Annotated in this window: 14 protein-coding genes; 6 read left to right on the top strand and 8 right to left on the bottom strand. The window is 68.1% G+C overall.

Translation table 11 applies throughout. From position 1 onward, the window contains the following. The first annotated feature begins 79 nt into the window (after positions 1–79). On the top strand, positions 80–661 hold the full coding sequence (locus BLV01_RS09960; RefSeq protein WP_091798283.1) for a Dps family protein: 582 nt from the start codon (positions 80–82) through the stop codon (positions 659–661). A gap of 272 nt (positions 662–933) precedes the next feature. Then, on the top strand, positions 934–2,766 hold the full coding sequence (gene recQ / locus BLV01_RS09955) for a DNA helicase RecQ (protein ID WP_091798191.1): 1,833 nt from the start codon (positions 934–936) through the stop codon (positions 2,764–2,766). A gap of 864 nt (positions 2,767–3,630) precedes the next feature. On the opposite strand, the gene BLV01_RS09950 is transcribed toward recQ, so the two are convergent. The 4 genes from BLV01_RS09950 to BLV01_RS09935 form a co-directional block, all read right to left on the bottom strand. Continuing rightward, a complete protein-coding gene (locus BLV01_RS09950; protein ID WP_139178595.1) occupies positions 3,631–5,292 on the bottom strand; it encodes a ShlB/FhaC/HecB family hemolysin secretion/activation protein in 1,662 nt (553 codons plus the stop codon). 304 nt (positions 5,293–5,596) lie between these two features. Then, a complete protein-coding gene (locus tag BLV01_RS09945) occupies positions 5,597–7,042 on the bottom strand; it encodes a collagen-like triple helix repeat-containing protein (protein WP_139178594.1) in 1,446 nt (481 codons plus the stop codon). A 628-nt stretch (positions 7,043–7,670) separates the two neighbouring features. After that, positions 7,671–8,561 (bottom strand): PhzF family phenazine biosynthesis protein, encoded by an 891-nt coding sequence (locus BLV01_RS09940; RefSeq protein WP_091798182.1) that lies wholly within the window; start codon positions 8,559–8,561, stop codon positions 7,671–7,673. Positions 8,562–8,658: 97 nt separating this feature from the next. After that, positions 8,659–9,168, bottom strand: coding sequence for a PadR family transcriptional regulator (locus tag BLV01_RS09935; RefSeq protein WP_091798179.1), 510 nt, complete (start codon positions 9,166–9,168; stop codon positions 8,659–8,661). Between the two features lie 122 nt (positions 9,169–9,290). Between BLV01_RS09935 and BLV01_RS09930 the strand changes: the two genes are divergently transcribed. Both BLV01_RS09930 and BLV01_RS09925 read left to right on the top strand, forming a co-directional pair. Next, on the top strand, positions 9,291–10,166 hold the full coding sequence (locus BLV01_RS09930) for a retropepsin-like aspartic protease (protein WP_091798176.1): 876 nt from the start codon (positions 9,291–9,293) through the stop codon (positions 10,164–10,166). 281 nt (positions 10,167–10,447) lie between these two features. After that, complete coding sequence (locus BLV01_RS09925) at positions 10,448–10,867, top strand: H-NS histone family protein (protein ID WP_091798173.1); 420 nt, start codon at positions 10,448–10,450, stop codon at positions 10,865–10,867. Between the two features lie 66 nt (positions 10,868–10,933). Here BLV01_RS09925 and BLV01_RS09920 read toward each other — a convergent pair whose 3' ends face one another. The 3 genes from BLV01_RS09920 to BLV01_RS09910 are packed head-to-tail and all read right to left on the bottom strand — an operon-like array spanning position 10,934 to position 12,170. Next, positions 10,934–11,344 (bottom strand): hypothetical protein, encoded by a 411-nt coding sequence (locus tag BLV01_RS09920; RefSeq protein WP_091798171.1) that lies wholly within the window; start codon positions 11,342–11,344, stop codon positions 10,934–10,936. Beyond that, positions 11,341–11,679, bottom strand: coding sequence for a DUF3658 domain-containing protein (locus tag BLV01_RS09915; RefSeq protein ID WP_091798169.1), 339 nt, complete (start codon positions 11,677–11,679; stop codon positions 11,341–11,343). The genes BLV01_RS09920 and BLV01_RS09915 overlap by 4 nt, the downstream gene beginning before the upstream one ends. Positions 11,680–11,681: 2 nt before the next feature. Beyond that, complete coding sequence (locus BLV01_RS09910) at positions 11,682–12,170, bottom strand: hypothetical protein (RefSeq protein ID WP_091798166.1); 489 nt, start codon at positions 12,168–12,170, stop codon at positions 11,682–11,684. A gap of 614 nt (positions 12,171–12,784) precedes the next feature. On the opposite strand from BLV01_RS09910, the gene BLV01_RS26245 reads away from it, so the two are divergent. Together BLV01_RS26245 and BLV01_RS09905 are read left to right on the top strand one after the other, a co-directional pair. Further along, positions 12,785–12,922 (top strand): hypothetical protein, encoded by a 138-nt coding sequence (locus BLV01_RS26245; RefSeq protein ID WP_175485845.1) that lies wholly within the window; start codon positions 12,785–12,787, stop codon positions 12,920–12,922. Positions 12,923–12,977: 55 nt separating this feature from the next. After that, positions 12,978–15,833 carry a type 2 lanthipeptide synthetase LanM family protein gene (locus BLV01_RS09905; protein WP_091798163.1) on the top strand — a complete coding sequence of 952 codons (2,856 nt, stop codon included), beginning with the start codon at positions 12,978–12,980 and terminating at the stop codon, positions 15,831–15,833. Between the two features lie 597 nt (positions 15,834–16,430). Here BLV01_RS09905 and BLV01_RS09900 read toward each other — a convergent pair. Beyond that, positions 16,431–17,135, bottom strand: a complete 705-nt coding sequence (locus BLV01_RS09900) for a hypothetical protein (protein ID WP_091798161.1) — start codon at positions 17,133–17,135, stop codon at positions 16,431–16,433. Between the last annotated feature and the right edge of the window lie 47 nt (positions 17,136–17,182).

Raw genomic sequence — 17,182 nt, 5'->3', positions numbered from 1 at the left:
ATTGTCGCCGCAAAGTCCGGGCCCCATCGAAGAAGCGTCCGGATCGCCGGAATCACGTCCCCCAATGAAGGAGTCGCACATGGCCAAGTCCAACAAGTCCGACAAGACCAAGCCCGCCAAGGGCAAGAGCGGCGCCGAGGCGCCGGTGAACCCGGCGGCCTCGCCCGGCCCGGGCGACCGCGGCCCCTCGATCGATATCGGGATCTCGCCGGCCGATCGCAAGAAGATCGCCGAGGGTCTGTCGCGCTTCCTGGCCGACAGCTACACCCTGTACCTGAAGACCCACAACTTCCATTGGAACGTGACCGGGCCGATGTTCAACAGCCTGCACGTCATGTTCGAGACCCAGTACAACGAGCAGTGGACCGCGCTGGACGAGATCGCCGAGCGCATCCGCGCCCTGGGCTTCAACGCCCCGGGCTCCTACGCCGAGTTCGTGCGCCTGTCCTCGATCCCGGAGGAACCGGGCCTGACCGACGCCGCCGACTGGCGCGAAATGGTACGCCAGCTGGTGGTCGGCAACGAAGCGGTGTGCCGCACCGCGCGCAAGGTACTCGACCAGGCCGACGACGTCGACGACGCGCCGAGCGAGGACCTGCTGACCCAGCGCCTGCAGACCCACGAGAAGTACGCCTGGATGCTGCGCTCGCTGCTGCAGTGACCGGCCCGGGTCCGGCGCGGCGCAGGCCGCCCGGGCTCCGCCCCTCCAAACCCCTCTCCCGCCCGGCGGGGAGGGGTTTTTTGCAGCCGGCTCCGGTGGGAGGGCCTTCAGGCCCGATGCTTTCCGGTCAGGTCGTCGCGACCTGAAAAAAGAGCATCGGGCCTGAAGGCCCTCCCACTCAAGCCGGCGCCCCCGCCGCCGCGACGGCTTCCGACCCCGCGCCCCGGGATTCTCCGACCGCCGCGCGCGCCCGCGCCGTTAAACTAGGCCCCATGTCGTCCCCCGCACTCGAAATCCTCCACCGCGTCTTCGGCCATACCGCGTTCCGCGGCGAACAGGCGCAGATCGTCCAGCACGTGATCGACGGCGGCGACGCCCTGGTGCTGATGCCGACCGGCGGCGGCAAGTCGCTGTGCTACCAGATCCCCTCGCTGGTGCGCGAAGGCTGCGGCCTGGTGGTCTCGCCGCTGATCGCGCTGATGCAGGACCAGGTCGAGGCGCTGCGCCAGCTCGGCGTGCGCGCGGAGTACCTCAACTCCACCCTGTCGGCCGACGAGGCCGCGCGGATCGAGCGCGAGCTGCTGGCCGGCGAGCTCGACCTGCTGTACGTGGCGCCCGAGCGCCTGCTCACCGCGCGCTGCCTGAACCTGATCGACCGCGCCAAGATCGCCCTGTTCGCCATCGACGAGGCCCACTGCGTCTCGCAATGGGGCCACGACTTCCGCCCCGAATACCGCGAACTGACCATCCTGCACGAGCGCTGGCCCGACATCCCGCGCATCGCCCTGACCGCCACCGCCGACGCGCCGACCCAGCGCGAGATCGCCGAGCGGCTCAACCTGGAAGACGCGCAGCGCTTCGTCAGCTCGTTCGACCGTCCCAACCTGCGCTACCGCGTGATCCACAAGGACAACGGCAACCGCCAACTGCTCGACTTCCTCGCCACCCATCGCGGCGATAGCGGCATCGTCTACGCGTTCTCGCGCCGGCGGGTGGAGGCGGTGGCCGAGCAACTGGTCGCCGCCGGCATCCACGCCCTGGCCTACCACGCCGGCATGCCCGCCGACACGCGCGCCGCCAACCAGCGCCGATTCCTGCAGGAAGACGGCGTGGTCATGGTCGCGACCATCGCCTTCGGCATGGGCATCGATAAACCCGATGTGCGCTTCGTCGCCCACGTCGACCTGCCCAAGTCGATCGAAGGCTATTACCAGGAGACCGGCCGCGCCGGCCGCGACGGCGAGCCCGCCGACGCATGGCTGTGCTACGGCCTGGGCGACGTGGTGAGCCTGCGCCAGCTGATCCAGCAAGGCGAGGCCGGCGAGGAGCGCAAGCGGGTGGAGCTGCGCAAGCTCGACTCGCTGCTGGGCTATTGCGAATCCACCGAATGCCGGCGCAAGGGCCTGCTGGGCTGGTTCGGCGAGCCGCATCCGGGCGACTGCGGCAACTGCGACAACTGCCTGGAACCGCCGCAGAGCTGGGACGGCACCACCGCCGCGCGCAAGGCGCTGTCGTGCGTCTACCGCACCGGCCAGCGTTTCGGCGCCGGCCACATCATCGACGTCCTGCGCGGCCAGGCCACCGAAAAGGTCTCGCGCTTCGGCCACGAGGACATCAGCACCTTCGGCATCGGCGCCGACCTCGACGCGCGCCAGTGGAGCAGCGTGTTCCGCCAGCTCGTCGCCGGCGGCCTGCTGGAAGCCGACATCGAACGCCACGGCGCCCTGCGCCTGACCGCCGACGCCGGCCCGGTGCTGCGCGGCGAACGCAGCCTGCGCTTCCGCAGCGAAACCGCCAAACCCGCGCGCGGCGCCGGCGCCCGCAAGTCCCGCGGCGCCGGCGGCGGCGCCGCGGCGGCCGCAGCGATGGCCGACCTCGAGCCCGAAGCGCTGGCGCGCTTCAACGCCCTGCGCGAATGGCGCTCGACCACCGCGCGCGAACAGAACGTCCCGGCCTACGTGATCTTCCACGACAGCACCCTGCGCGCGATCGCCGAGCAGGCCCCGGACGACCTGGACGACCTGGGGCGCATCCCCGGCATCGGCGCGAGCAAGCTGGATCGTTACGGCGAGGCGGTGCTGCAGCATTTGCTCGATCACGAGTGACGGCGGCAGACGGCGACTGCAGGCCGTGTCCCGGTTCTCGCTTCTGATCTTCGGGGCCTTGAAGCGTTGAGGTTCCGTCCATCAGCGCCAGCGACTGGGGCGGGAGCGTAGCTGCGCCGGACCTTTCGTCGTTGCCGCTGGTCGCGGTCGCGGCTTGCGCAGCTCCTACAGGGGCTTCGGTCGGTTTCGTGTTGTGCTGAAAGAACCGCGCGGGATTGCGATTGCGATAACACAACCGCCTCGCCTCCCACTTGCCGTCATTCCGGCGAAAGCCGGAATCCACAAGATCTTGCCGCTGCCGCTGCCGCTGCCGCTGCCGTTGCTTTCGCTCTTCGCTCTTCGCTCGGACGCAACCCCACGTAAAGCACGCGTTCCGCAGCCCCGGAGGGCGTGCGCATGGATGCGCACGCGCGCCATGGGGCAGGATGCCCCTTATGGCGCGGCCCCGCGCGCCTGTGAGCCATAGTGGCTCTTGATTCGAAACAGGGAAAAGCACTTTCTTTGGTTACTTTCTTTGTTGCTTTGGACAAAGAAAGTGACCCGGCCGCTTGCGGACGGAAGCTTTGGATCGAGGCTTGTCGTCACTCGCTGCTTCAATAAGAGCAAGGGCAACAGAAAAGTCAAAGTGGATTCCGGCTTTCGCCGGAACGACGGCAGGCAAGAACGCGGATCCCGATCAGTGAAGGCGCATCCCGCGACTACTGAGGACGCATCCCACGACCAATGAGGAACATCCCGCAACCAGTGAGACTGCATCACGCGCAACGCCAGAGCGCATCCGCCAGCCAGTGACAGCACACCCCCTACCCGCCATCGGCCGCAGTCCGCAGTCCGCAGTCCGCAGTCCGCAGAATTACGATCCCCTCACGGCAACTGATACGCAAAATTCAAATTCCACCGCGGCTTGCGATCGTCCGTCTCCAACGGCAGATCCGCCGTAGGCTTCGCATAAGCGAAATCCACGTTGTAATGCTTGTTGTCCGACAACCGCACACCCAGCGCCACCGTGCCCAGCCGGTTCGGCGCGGGCCGGCGGCCGTCGCTCAGCGACACCCGCGCGTGCTGCACGCTCAGGTACGGCGACACCGCCTTGAGCCAGCGCGTATCCGGCTTGAAATTGCGGCTCAACTCCAGCCCCACGCCCCAGCCGCGGTCGCCGGAAGTCTCGCCCGGGTCGTAGGCCAGGGCGAAGCGGCTGCCGCCGAAGCTGATCTGCTCCGAGGACGGCAGCCGCTCGCGGCTGTATTGCGCGGCCGCGCGCAGCACCGCGAGGTAGCGCTGGTTCTTCCACGCGCGGCTTTGCGCATAGCCCAGGCTGTACTTGGTGAAGGCCACTTCGCTGGCCGAAGGCAGGATCGCGCCGCCGATGTTGGTCAGGGTCTCGGCCTTGGCGCCCCAGGCGTCCAGCCCGCGCGCGATCTGCACGCCGAGCTGGCGCGCGCGGTCCTTCCGGGCCTGCGCGTAGTCGAGCCCGGCCTGGATCACCCGGGTCTTGGACCGCTGCTCCAGGCTCGCGCCGTTGAGGGTGTTGAGGTAACGGTCGGACTGGTCGGCCGCGTACGCGCCCAGCGACAGGAACAGCGAGCGCTCGGCCTCCAGCTTGAGCGGATAGCGCGCGCTCAGCGCATAACGGTCCTGCTCGACGCGATGGTCGAGGAAGGCCGGCAGCGGCGTCTGCGTCGCCGGCACGCCGCGGTAGCGCGAGCCCTCGGCGCGGCCGATCCAGCCGTCGCTGCCGAACATCTGCGAATAGCCGGCGCTGTAGAAGCGCTCGTTGCCGCGCCCGTCCGGATACAACGCCGCCAGGCTCCACTGTTCGGCCAGCGCGGTCAGCGCGTTGAGGTTGAGCGTGGCCAGGCCCTGGGTGCCGGGATGGTTGAACTCCAGCGCCCAGCTGGCGTCGTAGCGCTTGGCCTGGACGTTGATCTCCAGCGAGGTCGCGCCGTCGGTGGTGGTCGGCGCCGGCACGTTGAGGCCGATCTTGGCGCCGGGCAGGAAGCCCAGGATCTGCGAATAGCGTTCGAACGTCGCCTGCCGCAGCGGCCGGTCGTCGACGATGCGCTGGGCGATCGCGCGGATCTTGCGCTCCAGCCCGCCGGCCTTGCCGTTGACGTGGACCTGGGCGACGTAGCCCTCCACCGCCACCACCTTGACCGCGCCGTCGGCGAAGTCCTGGGACGGCACGTAGCAGAACGACAGCGCATAGCCGCGCTGGCGATAGAGCCGGGTGCAGGCCTCGGCGGCGGTGAGCAGTTGCGCGACGGTGATCCGTTGCCCCGCCAGCGGCTTGAACAGCGCGATCACGTCGTCGAACCGCACCGACTTGACCCCAGACACCTCGAACCGCGACGGCACCAGTTGCAGCGCCAGGAACGCGGCCATCGCCGGATTCTGCTGCGGCGCCACCGTGGTCTCGACCTTCGGCGGCGCCTTGGGCAGCGGCGCCTGCGGCAGGGTCTGCAGCGGGTTGCCGGCGGCCGGCAATCGCGGAACCGTCTGGGCGTGCGCCGGCAGGTTCGCGGACAAACACGCGGCCCATGCCAGCGCGAGCGGATAGCGCTTCCCCCAAAGCCCTGTGCCCATGCGCGGCCCCTCAAGTTTTTTGCGTGCGACCGGGTGTTGCGCGAGCGGCGCCGCAGGACGCCGCGAAGCCGATGCGCGCGCGTCCCGGGGCGGGCGCGCATCCGCGAATGCCATCGCGATGCTCGCTCTGCGTCTTCGCTCTGCGTCGCGAATCCAAGTTTTGGCACCGCAGCGGGAACGGCGCGTGGCCGTTCCCGCGCGGTGGATCACGCTGCCGCTGCGTCGCAGGCCGCACAGCGGCGCGCGCTCACGGCTTGACGCCCTTCTTGCCGCCGAGCAGGCCGGTGCCGAGCAGGCCGCCCTTGCCGCTGCCGTCGCCACCGACGCTACCGACCACGCCGCCAAGCAGGCCGCCGTTGGGGTTGTTGAGCCCGGTCGCCCCGGCTACGCCGTTGACGACCGTGCTCAGCCCCTGAGTCACCGGCTGCAGCGGCCCGTTGACTGCCGCAGTCGCGCCCGTGCCGACCTGGTTGACGCCGCTGCCGACCCCGGCGACCACGCCGCCGACCAGACCGGTCACCGGCGCCAGCGGCGTGTTGCCGCCCGCGCTGGCCAGTCCGGCGCCGACGCCGCCGACCGTGGCGCCGACGCCGGCCACCGCGGTGGTCGCGCCGGCCGCGGTCACGCCGACCGGGTTGGCGATCGAACCGGCATTGCCCAGCCCGGCGGTGATGCCGGCGCCGACCGTGCCGAGGTTGCCGCTCAGACCGGTCACCGCGCCGCCGACCACGTTGGTCACGCCCGCCGCGCCGCCCGGAACCGGTGCGCCGCCGATCGCCGCGCCGAGGCCGGCGCCGGCCGAAGCCACGCCGCCGACCACGCCGCCGACGCCGCGCGAAGCGTTCGCCACTAGGTTGCCGCCGCCGCTGGTGCCGCCGGCGGTACCGCCGTTGACCTGCAGCAGGCCCGCCACCGGCGTGACGATCTGGCTGACCGCGCCGGTGAGCTGCTGCCCGGCCTGGCCTTCGAGCACGCCGCCGAGCTTGCCGCCCAGATCCTTGACCCCGCCGCCGACGCCGGAGACCAGGCCGCCGGCCGCGCTGGTCAGCGGCTGGATCGGCGAACCCTGGAAGGCGCCGACGGTGGCCACGGTCGCGCCGAGGTCGCCGACCGTGGTGCCGACGTTGACCACCAGATTGTCGACCCCGCCGACTGTGGTGCCGACCGGATTGGAGATATTGCCGATCTGGCCCAGGCCGCCGCTGGTCGCGGTGCCGAGACCGCTGACGGTCTTGCCGAGGTCGTCGACGACCTTGGCCAGCCCTTGCGTGGTCGGGTTGTTGCCGCCGAGCAGGGCCTGGTTCGGGATCTGCGCGCCGAGCGAGCTCACGCCGCCGCCGATGCCGGTGACCAGGTTGCCGGTCGTGGTGATGATCTGGCCGAGCGGATTGCCCGCCGAGGCGCCGCCCGGACCACCGGGGCCGCCAGGGCCGCCTGGATTGCCGGGGCCGCCCGGACCGCCGGGATTGCCCGGCCCGCCCGGACCACCCGGATCGCCCGGCCCGCCGGGGCCGCCCGGATTGCCGGGACCGCCTGGGCCACCCGGATTGCCCGGCCCGCCGGGTCCACCGGGTTCGCCCGGGCCGCCGGGGCCGCCGGGGCCGCCCGGCTCGCCCGGACCGCCGGGCCCGCCCGGATTGGGATTGAAGCTGGATTTGACCCCGCCCGACCCGGAGCAACCGGTCGTCGCCACCGTGATCGTCAAGATGCACGCAGCGAGCAGGCTGTAGGAAAGGGCTTTGCGAATGCCACAGGTGTCCATCACGTCCTCCGAATGCAGCCTTGCGCTGCTCGTGCCTGAGGTAGGACCGCTAGGCCTGCGTCGGCGGGGGCGACACCGGCTGAGCGCCGATAACACACTTTCGAAGTGCAAATCTCGTGTGCATCGACGACAGGCTGCGCCTGTTTATCGTTAAGGACACGTGACGAAAACACCCGCGACGACGAGCCCGCGGAAGATTTCCGATAGCCGGCATTTTCGGTGAGAAACAGTGATTTTCGTTCACCGCTGCGGGCAGAAACGGGTGCGCCTGTCGCAAGCGGACAGCCCCGTCGCAGCATGTGTTGCGCCGAACGCGGCGGGGATCGGGCCACACTCGAAATCGCAACCGAAAATTGTGACGAGATCGAACAATCCGGCCCCGCTGCCCAGCCTCGGGGTTAGCCGTGGCCGATGCCCTCGCCCAGCGACCTTGCACGTGGCAATGCCCCGCGTTCGCCGCAGGCGCCTGGCCGATTTATCCAGATTTGGACAAAATCGCGCATATTTGCGTAAACAGCGCCCCTGGCGTCATGCAAGTCTAAATTGGCAATCCGCCGACTCACCACTCCACGCTGCCGCGGATCACCGCCTGCACCCGTCCGCCGACCCAGACCGCGGCATCCTCGTCCACGCGCAGTTCCACCCGCCCGTCGCGTCCGACCTCGCGGCCCTGGCTGGCGCAATAGCCGTCCCCGGCCCGCAGCCGCCCGGCATCGAGCAGGGCGCTGGCGATGGCGGCGTTGGCGCTGCCGGTCACCGGGTCTTCGGCGAAGCCGTCGCCGGGGCAGAACGCGCGCACGGTGCGCGCGCATCCGGGCACGTCGCCGGCCGCGAACGCGGCCAGCCCCAGCGCATCCCCGCCGAGTCCGGCGATCGCCGCGAGCGTCGCGGGATCGGGCCGCCATTCGCGCAGCGCGCGCGCGTCGGCGGCTTCGACCAGCCACCAGCGCACGCCGTTGTCCCACAGCGCCGGCGCCAGCGCGGCGGACGCCGGATCGGCCAGCGCCAGACCGCGCAAGGCCGCGTGCAGGCGCGCGCCGTCGTCCTCGCCGCCGCGATCGATCCGCTGCGCGCGCGGCGTGCGCACCGACACCCGCGGCCCGGTCGCATCGTGCACGATCCGCACCGGCAGCAGGCCGGCCGCGCACTGCTGCACCAGCGCCTGGCAATCCGCCGCGACCCGGCCCGCGTCGAGCACGGCCCAGGCCGCGCCGACGCTGGGATGGCCGGCGAAGTCGAGTTCGCGGGTCGGGGTGAAGATGCGCGCGCGGTAGTCCGCGCCGGGCCCCGGCGGCAGCAGGAACACCGTTTCCGGCAGATGCATCCACGCGGCGAACGACTGCATCGCCGCATCGTCCAGCCCCTGCGCATCGAACACCACCGCCAGCGGATTGCCGGCGCCGATGCGGTGGGCGAATACATCCAGTTGCAGATAGCGGCGCAAGCTCATGCCCGGATCGTAACCGTCGCGCGCACCGCGGCGATGTGGCTTTCGGCCTGTTGACGGGCGCAGCCGGCACACGCGCAAGCGTGCCGGCGCGGCCACGTCACGGCTTCGACAACGCGTCCGCGATCCACTCCAGCCTGGATTGCTGCAGCTGCATGCTCATGCGCAGACGAACCGCCTCGATGCCGTCCACGGTCTGCACGTACGCATCGAGGAAGCGCAGGTTCGCCTCGATCTGGGCCGCGATGCCGCGCAGCACCGGCGCGCGCTGCGCCGGCGGCAGCGCCATCCAGATGCCGGAGCGCAGCCGGAACGGGTCCAGGCCGACGCTGGCCGCGCGCTCGCCGTCGCTCGCCCAGGCCAGCAGCGCCGCCTCGCCTTCGGCGGTCAGCGACAGCGGCCGCGTCGCGCGCTTGTCCGCCGCCTCGCCCACCGCGATCAGGCCGCGGCGCTGCAGCCGCGCGACCGCGGGGTAGACCGCCCCGGCGCTGCCGCTCCATTCGATGGACGGCGAGACCTGGAACGCGCGCCGGACCTGGAACGCGTTCTGCTGGCGGCGATGGTGGATTTCGGAAAGCACCGCGCCTTCCAGTTCGGTGAGGGGAGTCATGGGAGTTGCGCCCTGGAGGGTTTTGCCTATAGTACGAATCGTACTATCACGGAGAGATCGCTGTGTCGGGACCGACTTTGACCAAATTACTGACGTCCATTTTCCTGCTCGGATTCGCGACGATGCCCGCCGCCGCAGCGGCGCCCAAGCGCGAGGAAATCCCGCTGTACCTGTCGGCCACCCGCGCCCTGGTGATGGTGCGGATAGGATCGCATCCGCCGTTTCCGGCCGTATTCGACACCGGCACCAACGGCAACCTGGTCGACCTCGGGCTGGCCCGATCCCTGGGCCTGCCCAATACCGGTCCCTCGCCCTCGATCGACGGCAGCACCGGCAAGCCGGTGCCGGGCCACGACACCTTCATCAAGAACGCCCGCCTGGGAGGCGTCGCCATCGCCGACGCGCGCGCGACCGCGCTCGCCTACGACCAGCCCGACGAGATCGGCATCTTCGGCCCGAACAGCTTCCCCGAGCACTTCGTCGAGATGGACGGCCCCGGCAGCCGCCTCGTCCTGACCCCGCGCACCGACGACAACGCGCCCCCCGGCCCGGCGCTGCCGTACGCCGACCGGCTTCCCTCGCTGATGCTCGAAATCGGCGCGCTGCGGTTGCCGGCGAAGCTGGACAGCGGCAACGACAGCGCCCTGATCCTGCCGATGCGATACAAGGACCAGGTGGCGCTGCAGGCCGAACCGGTCCGGATCGGCTATGCGGTCTCCGCCGCCGGGCGCCAGCCGATTTTCTCGGCGCGGCTGAAAGGCGCGCTGTGCGTCGGGCCGTTGCGATTGGAGCATCCCGAGATCCGTTTCATGGAAGGCGGCACCGCCAACATCGGCCTGGCGATCCTGCGGCGCTTGCGCGTGGTCTACGACGATACCGGCAAACGCGCGTGGATCCTGCCGAACCTCGATCCATCGCCGTCGGTCGCCTCGGGCGACGCCTGCCCCGATGCGGCCGGCGGCGACCGAAAACCCGGATCGGACGCCGCACAGGCATGATCGCGAACCTCGCCGGGGTTTGCGCCCGGCGACCGTGGCTCGCCGAGCGCGCCATCCGCGCAAACCGCGCAGACCGCCTGCCGGGCCGGTGCTGCCCGGCACGCCTTGAACCGCACCCGCGCGAACGTTCCCTCCCGCGGGTGCTGCAGCGCAGCCGAAACCCCGCCGCGCAGAAACCGCCATCGTTTATCGCGCAAATAATGGCTGCCGCGCCGCCCGGGACGGCTTCCGCCGGCGGCGTTGCTTGACAGCTCGATGGACATGGCCGGACCCTTGACGGCATGAATATCGATATCGAGAAGCTCAACCTGCGGGAACTGACCGCCCTGTTGAGCGCCGCGGAGCAGCGCAAGCAACAGATAGCCAACCGCCGCTCCGTCGCCTCCGTGCGTCGAGATGCCGTCGCGCTCGCCGCCCAGCACGGTTATACGATCGAAGAGCTGTTTGGCGATCAACCGGCCGCTGAAACTCCCTCCCGGAAGCGCAGCCCGCGGCGCAAGGCCAGCAAGGTGGCCGCCAAATACCGCGATCCGGAAAACAAGCGCAATACCTGGTCGGGCCGTGGCCGGATGCCGCGCTGGCTGGCCCAGAAAACCAAATACGGACGCAGCGTCACCGACTTCCTGATCCCCGGCCTCGCCAAACCGACCGCGCGCAAGAGCAATTCGATAGGCAAACGCACGCTCGTCAAACAGGGCTGACGCAGAGGCTAGCGGCAGCCGAGGCACATGCGTGGGCGAGAGGACATTATCGTCCTCGCCCCCGACTCAAAACGGCTCTGCCGGGTTCGAACAATCGCCGATGGTGAATTCGAGCCGCTCACGCTGCTTCAGGCCGGCCCTCACATCCGCGAACGCCGCCTTGACCTGGCTTGTATCGGTTTCGTCCAAATCCACGTAGGTGACGAACCCGACGCATTGGTCCGAATTGACGTACACCGTCGCATTGGCGTTGCGCCTGCCTTTGTAGAAACGGGCCTCCAAGGGCGAGCCCGGTGCGTTTGGATGGCTGATCCCCGCATACGCGAAATCATGCCGCAGCAGGCGCTCCTCGATCACAGCCACGATGTCGCGCGGCCGCTCTCCGCGAAGCCTGATCGTGACCTGATCCTCCGCACGCTGCGAACTGCACCCGGCGACGAGCGCCGCGGCGAAAATCAGCGCAACGCGCAGCCTCATGGGTCGCCAGCCTCGAACGGCGACTTGCCTGGGCTTGCGACTCGAACCTCGCTATAGCGCATCCGAGACAGATCGCCCCTGGATTCCAACAGCCCGCGCGCCACCAACCCGGAAACGCGCGCGGCGTAGTAACCATCGCAGATGCCGACGACCCGGCCGGGAACGCTGCCCATCGCGCCGCCGACCACGCCGGCGACTTTGCGCCAATCACGATCGCAGGCGCTCATCAGCGCCGCGTCGATCGCCTGAATCTGTTCCGGCCGAAGCGCCGCAATCCGCTCGAGCCCGGCCGCGTCGGGCGCCGCATCGGCGGGCTCGTATTGCGGACCCGACATTGTTATTTCCCCTCGGCCGCCGGCGCCGCCGCGATGCTGTATTCCATCACCACGTGGACCGTTCCGACGGTCGGCTGGAACGCTTTGACCGCGCTCGCGGCATTGTAGAACCGCTCGAGCCGCGCCTTCTCCGCCTCGGGAGCGCTTTTGGTCTGCATCTCGAACTCCATCGGGCTGCCTGCCGCCAGTTCGTATCGCACCATGACGCCGAACCCGGCCTCGCTGCCGGCAAACGACGAAACGGCGGCCGCCTTCACCCGCTCGTACAGCAGTTTGATTTCGTCGTGCTTGAAGTTGCGGCCGCACGGATCGCCTGGGCTCATGTACTGCAGGTGTTCCAGCCGCACATTCGCAGCGACCTGGTTGTCCGGCAGGAAAATCTCGGTTGCCGGCCCGCACATCGTCGCGTCCACGCTCTTCGCATCGTGCGCATCGGCATCCGACGCGGGAGCCGCGGCCAGCAGGAGCCACAAGAAACTGGAAGCGATCATGCAAATGTCCTTTTTGCCGGGGCCGACGTGGAGCCGCAATACGACCGGCCCGCAGCGGGCCAGGCCAGACGCGAGGCGGAGCGGATCGTGCGGGAGGCGACGTTCAACGCGATATTAAATCAGGCCGCAGCCGGCCGGATACATAGCTGGGACTTTCGCGCACGCCGTTGGCATGCACCGGACCTGCCGCGCTGCCGGCGAATGCGCTGGGCGACGTCGAACCTGCGATCCACGTCGGCATTGACGCCTGCCTGAAGGCCAACGGGCGAGATATCGTGGAAATGCTAGAGGATTTGGCAGTTCGCTATCGCCGGACCGGTAAGGATCGGGTCCGACGCCTGCCGCTTTGCGACGTATGCTCCGATCGCCCGATCGAAATCGCCCGATTGCGATTCATGTGCGACGCCGGAACCGCAACGTCGTATCGGGCGGGCGGTCGGCGGGACAGGAATGTGAAACCACCATTAAGGAACACTTGAATAAGTTGCAAAAGCGCTTGGATGTTCTGCTTGTATCGAACAACGGCCTGGCACCATTGCTGCACATTAATGCGGACGAATGTGCGGCTGACTCGGAGCGATGTCCGCTGACCATCTGTGGAGAGGATCTTGACCATGCCAGTGCAAATCGATCTTTCGACCGAAGATTTCGAGCAGCTGCAGCAAGAAGTGATCGGCGAGCCCGATCTGTGCGACGACAAAATGGAAAGCGGCCGCGTGCCGTGGACCCCGCGCTGGACGTGCATCGCCTGATCCCGATGCGGGACTCGATGATGGGCTGCATCTGCAGCCCATCATTGTGCCGGTCATGCTGAGCGACGAGGACCTGCGAAGACTGGACCCTTTCCTGGGGTGGGCAGGGCCGTTGTTCGAGCCGGCGCTGTATCGTGTCGCGGGCATCTACGAATCCGCCGCCCGAAGTCATCCGGACAAGCTCGACTCCCAAAGCCTGCTGCCGAGCATCCGCTCGGCATTTTCGACTCCACTGCTGCTGTGGAGCTTTCGCGCCCTGATCCTGGAGATCGCCCTGGCCCGCCATCGCGGGCTCCTGCGCGGGGATACCGCACAGGACAAATTCCAGTTCTTCATCGAGCATATTCAAAGCGCCTGCGGCCGCAGCGCCATCGAAAAGAACTATCCGCTGCTGAGCGGCGATATCGTCCGCATCACGACGCAAGTCGAACGGACGCTGTACCTGCTCCTGGAGCGCATCACGAAAGATCACGCCTCGTTGGGCGCGGTGGTTCCCGGCGCCTGCGGAATCGGAGCGTGGCGCGGTTTCGAAACGGGCCTGGGCGACAGACACGACGGCGGCAACACCGTGGCGCGGCTGGCGTTCGAGCGCGGGGCCCTGTTCTACAAGCCGCGCCCGATGGCCATGGACACGGCATTTGCCCGATGCCTGCGCATGCTCGCGGATCGGGGAATCCGGCCGGGACAGCGCGCGCCGCTCGTGCTCGACAAAGGAACCTACGGATATGCCGAGCCTATCGAGCACGTCCCGATAGGCGGTGAGGAAGCGGCAGCCTCCTACTACTGCCGGTATGGGGGCCTGATAGCCATCGCCCATGTGATTGCCGCTTCGGACCTGCATTTTGAGAACGTCATCGCCTCCGCAGGCTATCCGGTCATCGTCGATCTGGAGACGTTATGCCAGCCGCGCTCCGACCAAATCGAACAAGGTAATGGCTGGGCGGCCGGCGCCAGATCCATTCTGGAATCCGGATTGCTGCCCACCAGAGAGAGCATGCTGGAGTCGGTGGACATCAGCGGTCTGTCGACCGGCGCCGAGCATCGCCTCGTGCACAGGATCATAGGCGCCGGCAGCGATGAAATTCGGCTGGCGCAGGTCAAAGAAAAACCAGGCCATGGACAGAACCTTCCGGTACGCGACGACGGTGGCGCATCGCTTCCCTATGCGTACGCCGATTCGATTCTGCGGGGTTTCGAATCCACCTACGCCGGTTTGCTGGACAACAAGGATTGGCTGCTCGCCGAGGACGGCCCCTTGTCGCAATTCTCCGGCCTCAAGTCGAGGGCCGTACTGCGATCCACCGCGATCTACGGTCGCCTGCTGGACGCCATGTCGCATCCCAAGTACCTGCGGGACCGGTGCAAGCGGAGCGAGGCCCTGGACAGGCTGAATGTGGGCTACGAGGATTGGCCCGGGCTGCGCAGCGTTGGTTGTTCGGAACGACGCGCCCTCGAGCGCGGCGACGTTCCGAGGTTCTGGATCCGCGGAGACCGCCTGGAGGTCGAGGACGAGGACGGGCGCGGCGCCGGCGGGCTTTTTTCGAGTTCCGGCATCCGGGAAATGCGAAAGCGCGTGCGATCCCTTTCGCCGCAGGATTTCCGCAGGCAACGCTATCTGCTCCATCAGTCGCTGGAAAGCACCCGGCTCGATGAGCCCGCGATGACGTCTCGCCCGATGGCTGCCAGGCGCGAACGCGCCGCTCCGCGTTCTTTCGAGGAGATGGCGCTGCAGATCGCGGATCAGATCGTGGCGATGCGTTTCTGCGATCGCGGCGAAACCCGGTTCATTCATCTCGACTATTCCTGCGAAGACGTCCCGCGCCTGGCCCAGATGGACGAAGCGCTGTACGAGGGGCTTGCGGGGGTGATGCTGATGCTGTCGGAAACGGGGCTACGGACCGGTCACAGCGAACTCGTCGCCCGCTCGGCGGCAGCGATGGAATCCATCGACCGCCGCCTGCGGCGCAACCCGCACGTCCTGCCCGCGATCGGTGCCTTCAACGGCCTGAGCGGCTGGATGTATGCACTGCTGGTGTTGGGAGTGCGCCAGCGGCGGCCCGACTTGGTTGATGCCGCGCTCGCGTGGGTTCCGACCATTTCCGAGCGCATTGCCGAAGACCGGGAGCTCGATGTCATCTCCGGTGTCGCGGGTTGCCTCCTGGTGCTGCTGCAACTGCACGTCCATCGCAATGATCCCGACTTGCGCGCAGCGATCAGATGCTGCGCCGATCGCCTGATTGCAGCCGCCAAGCAAGACGCGTTCGGCGCGTACTGGCACGACGGGAGCGACGATGCCCTGGGTGCGACCGGATTCGCACACGGGGCCGCGGGCATCGCGGTGGCGCTGGCCCGCTATTCGACCGCATTCGACGATGCGCGCTGCCTGAGAATGGCCCTGTCCGCGCTCGAGCGGGAACGTGTCGCCTACCGACGCCGCGGAGGCTCGTGGTACGACCTCGACACGACGAACGCAACGCAGGCACGCAAGGGGACCGCATCGTGGTGCCATGGCGCCTCCGGCGTGGGACTGGCGCGTCTGCTTTGGCCGGCGGCCTATCGCGATGCCGCCTGGGAGCGCGACGTCGATCATTGCTTGAACGCCGTGCTTGTCGGCATGGACGACGCTGCGGGACACTGCCTCTGCCATGGAAGTTGGGGCAACCTCGACTTTCCGCTTGAATGGGCGGTTCAGTCCGGCGACCCGGCATTGTTGGCGCGATGCCGCCGGCTCGCCGACGCACTGTTGGTTCAGGGCAGCAACCGCTGGGTTTGCGGCGGCCGCACTGAAAACGAGATGCCGTTGGGTTTGATGATCGGGCTTAGCGGCATGGCCTATGCATGCTTGCGCGCTGCCGATCCGGAACACGTGCCGTCGATATTGAGCTTGAGCGTCCCCCGGCCCTTTCGTTGAAGGGGCAACTCGCGAAGGGGGCTCCTCGGATCGCGACAAGGCCGCTCGGCGCACTCGCGGGCCACCGCTTCGGCTCAGCCGCGAAAGCAATATGATTTTATCGCCATAAAGAAATCTGCTCATGGCGGCTTGGGATATCGGCAAGCGCGATGCGCCGGCGCGGACCGAGCCGGAGGGCAGTGCAAAACCGGCTCGCGACTGTCTGCAAAAACCAGGGGGATTCACATCGCCTCAAAGGCCGATTTTGACCTCAATAAAAGAGGCATCCGAGACAATGCTTGCCGCTACACAAATAAAACGCCCGATGTGCGCTTCCCCCGCGCTGGCGCCGAGCGGCTCATTTACGGAATGCTCCGATCCGGCCACTCACGTGCTCTCCTGACTGCGATAGCTCGCTTCGCGCCACCGTATTGCTTGGCGTAAGCCCGCTCGCAGCGGGCGCCTAGTGGGCGCCAGGCCGCAGAGGTGGCCAAGAAGCAGCGGCAGCGGCAAAGCGTTCGTCTCGTGGCCGCCGCGGAAAAGCGGAAGCGTTTCCTCTCAAGCGGCCGTCGGCGGTAGCGATTGCCTCATCTCTCGACGCCCTCACAGCCCAGCGACTCAGGGCAAAAGATTGTCGATGACTTGATCCAGGTTCGCGGCCCTGCGTTCGACGGCATTCATCGGGTCGTGGATGGCAGATGACCCTTCGCCGGCTTCCCACACCACCCGATCATCTCGATCAACCAAGGCGAGGGAAACGTTGTTGGCCCAATGGAATTTCTCAAGCTCGCCGCTGTATTCCTCGTGGCGTCGCTCGTAAAGTCCGAACCGCAGCCACTGCGGTGGCCGCGCCGGCTTGCCCGAACGCACCAGATGCCAGCCGCCCTTGAGCTTGTGCCCGAACAGTTCGAAGCGCAGATGGCCCTTGGCCAGCTGCGCTTCCGGATCGCTGGTGCCGGCCTCGCTGTACGCGCCACCGCCCACGCGCGTGGTCGGTATGTAGTTCAGCGCCAGGCCAGCGGGCTGTTCGCCCACGGCCAGGACCAAGCCCGCGTCCGCCGGCAGCGCAGCGGGATCAAGCGTGCTGGCCAGATCCCGATAACCAGCCTCCAACAGCCGCCGCGTCGGCGCCGGCTGCGGATTTCGATCCGGCGGCGTCCACACCGGCGGCTGCGGCTGGAGATAGCTTGTCGCGGGCAGGCCGAACACGTCTTGCACCGCCACGACCAGAATGGCGCCTTCTGCCAGCGTGCCGTCATCGTACGTACCGGCGCGCAGCACCAAGGTGCCGATCTCCCGGAACGGGTCGCGGATGCAGAACACGCTGCCGGGCGCGGATGTCCGCGACGCGCTCGAATGGCGCACCGCAG

The organism is Lysobacter sp. yr284 (genome assembly GCF_900107375.1).
In the GTDB taxonomy this organism is placed as follows: Bacteria; Pseudomonadota; Gammaproteobacteria; order Xanthomonadales; family Xanthomonadaceae; genus Lysobacter.
The sequence above is the reverse complement of the archived record's forward strand: the minus strand, read 5'-3'. Positions and strand labels throughout refer to the sequence as shown.

Coding starts and splice junctions, on each gene's coding strand:
- BLV01_RS09930 (WP_091798176.1), top strand. CDS start 9,291: ATGCCCGCCGCCGCAGCGGCGCCCAAGCGCGAGGAAATCCCGCTGTAC.
- BLV01_RS26245 (WP_175485845.1), top strand. CDS start 12,785: ATGCCAGTGCAAATCGATCTTTCGACCGAAGATTTCGAGCAGCTGCAG.
- BLV01_RS09960 (WP_091798283.1), top strand. CDS start 80: ATGGCCAAGTCCAACAAGTCCGACAAGACCAAGCCCGCCAAGGGCAAG.
- BLV01_RS09915 (WP_091798169.1), bottom strand. CDS start 11,679: ATGTCGGGTCCGCAATACGAGCCCGCCGATGCGGCGCCCGACGCGGCC.
- BLV01_RS09910 (WP_091798166.1), bottom strand. CDS start 12,170: ATGATCGCTTCCAGTTTCTTGTGGCTCCTGCTGGCCGCGGCTCCCGCG.
- BLV01_RS09935 (WP_091798179.1), bottom strand. CDS start 9,168: ATGACTCCCCTCACCGAACTGGAAGGCGCGGTGCTTTCCGAAATCCAC.
- BLV01_RS09925 (WP_091798173.1), top strand. CDS start 10,448: ATGAATATCGATATCGAGAAGCTCAACCTGCGGGAACTGACCGCCCTG.
- BLV01_RS09920 (WP_091798171.1), bottom strand. CDS start 11,344: ATGAGGCTGCGCGTTGCGCTGATTTTCGCCGCGGCGCTCGTCGCCGGG.
- recQ (WP_091798191.1), top strand. CDS start 934: ATGTCGTCCCCCGCACTCGAAATCCTCCACCGCGTCTTCGGCCATACC.
- BLV01_RS09940 (WP_091798182.1), bottom strand. CDS start 8,561: ATGAGCTTGCGCCGCTATCTGCAACTGGATGTATTCGCCCACCGCATC.
- BLV01_RS09905 (WP_091798163.1), top strand. CDS start 12,978: ATGCTGAGCGACGAGGACCTGCGAAGACTGGACCCTTTCCTGGGGTGG.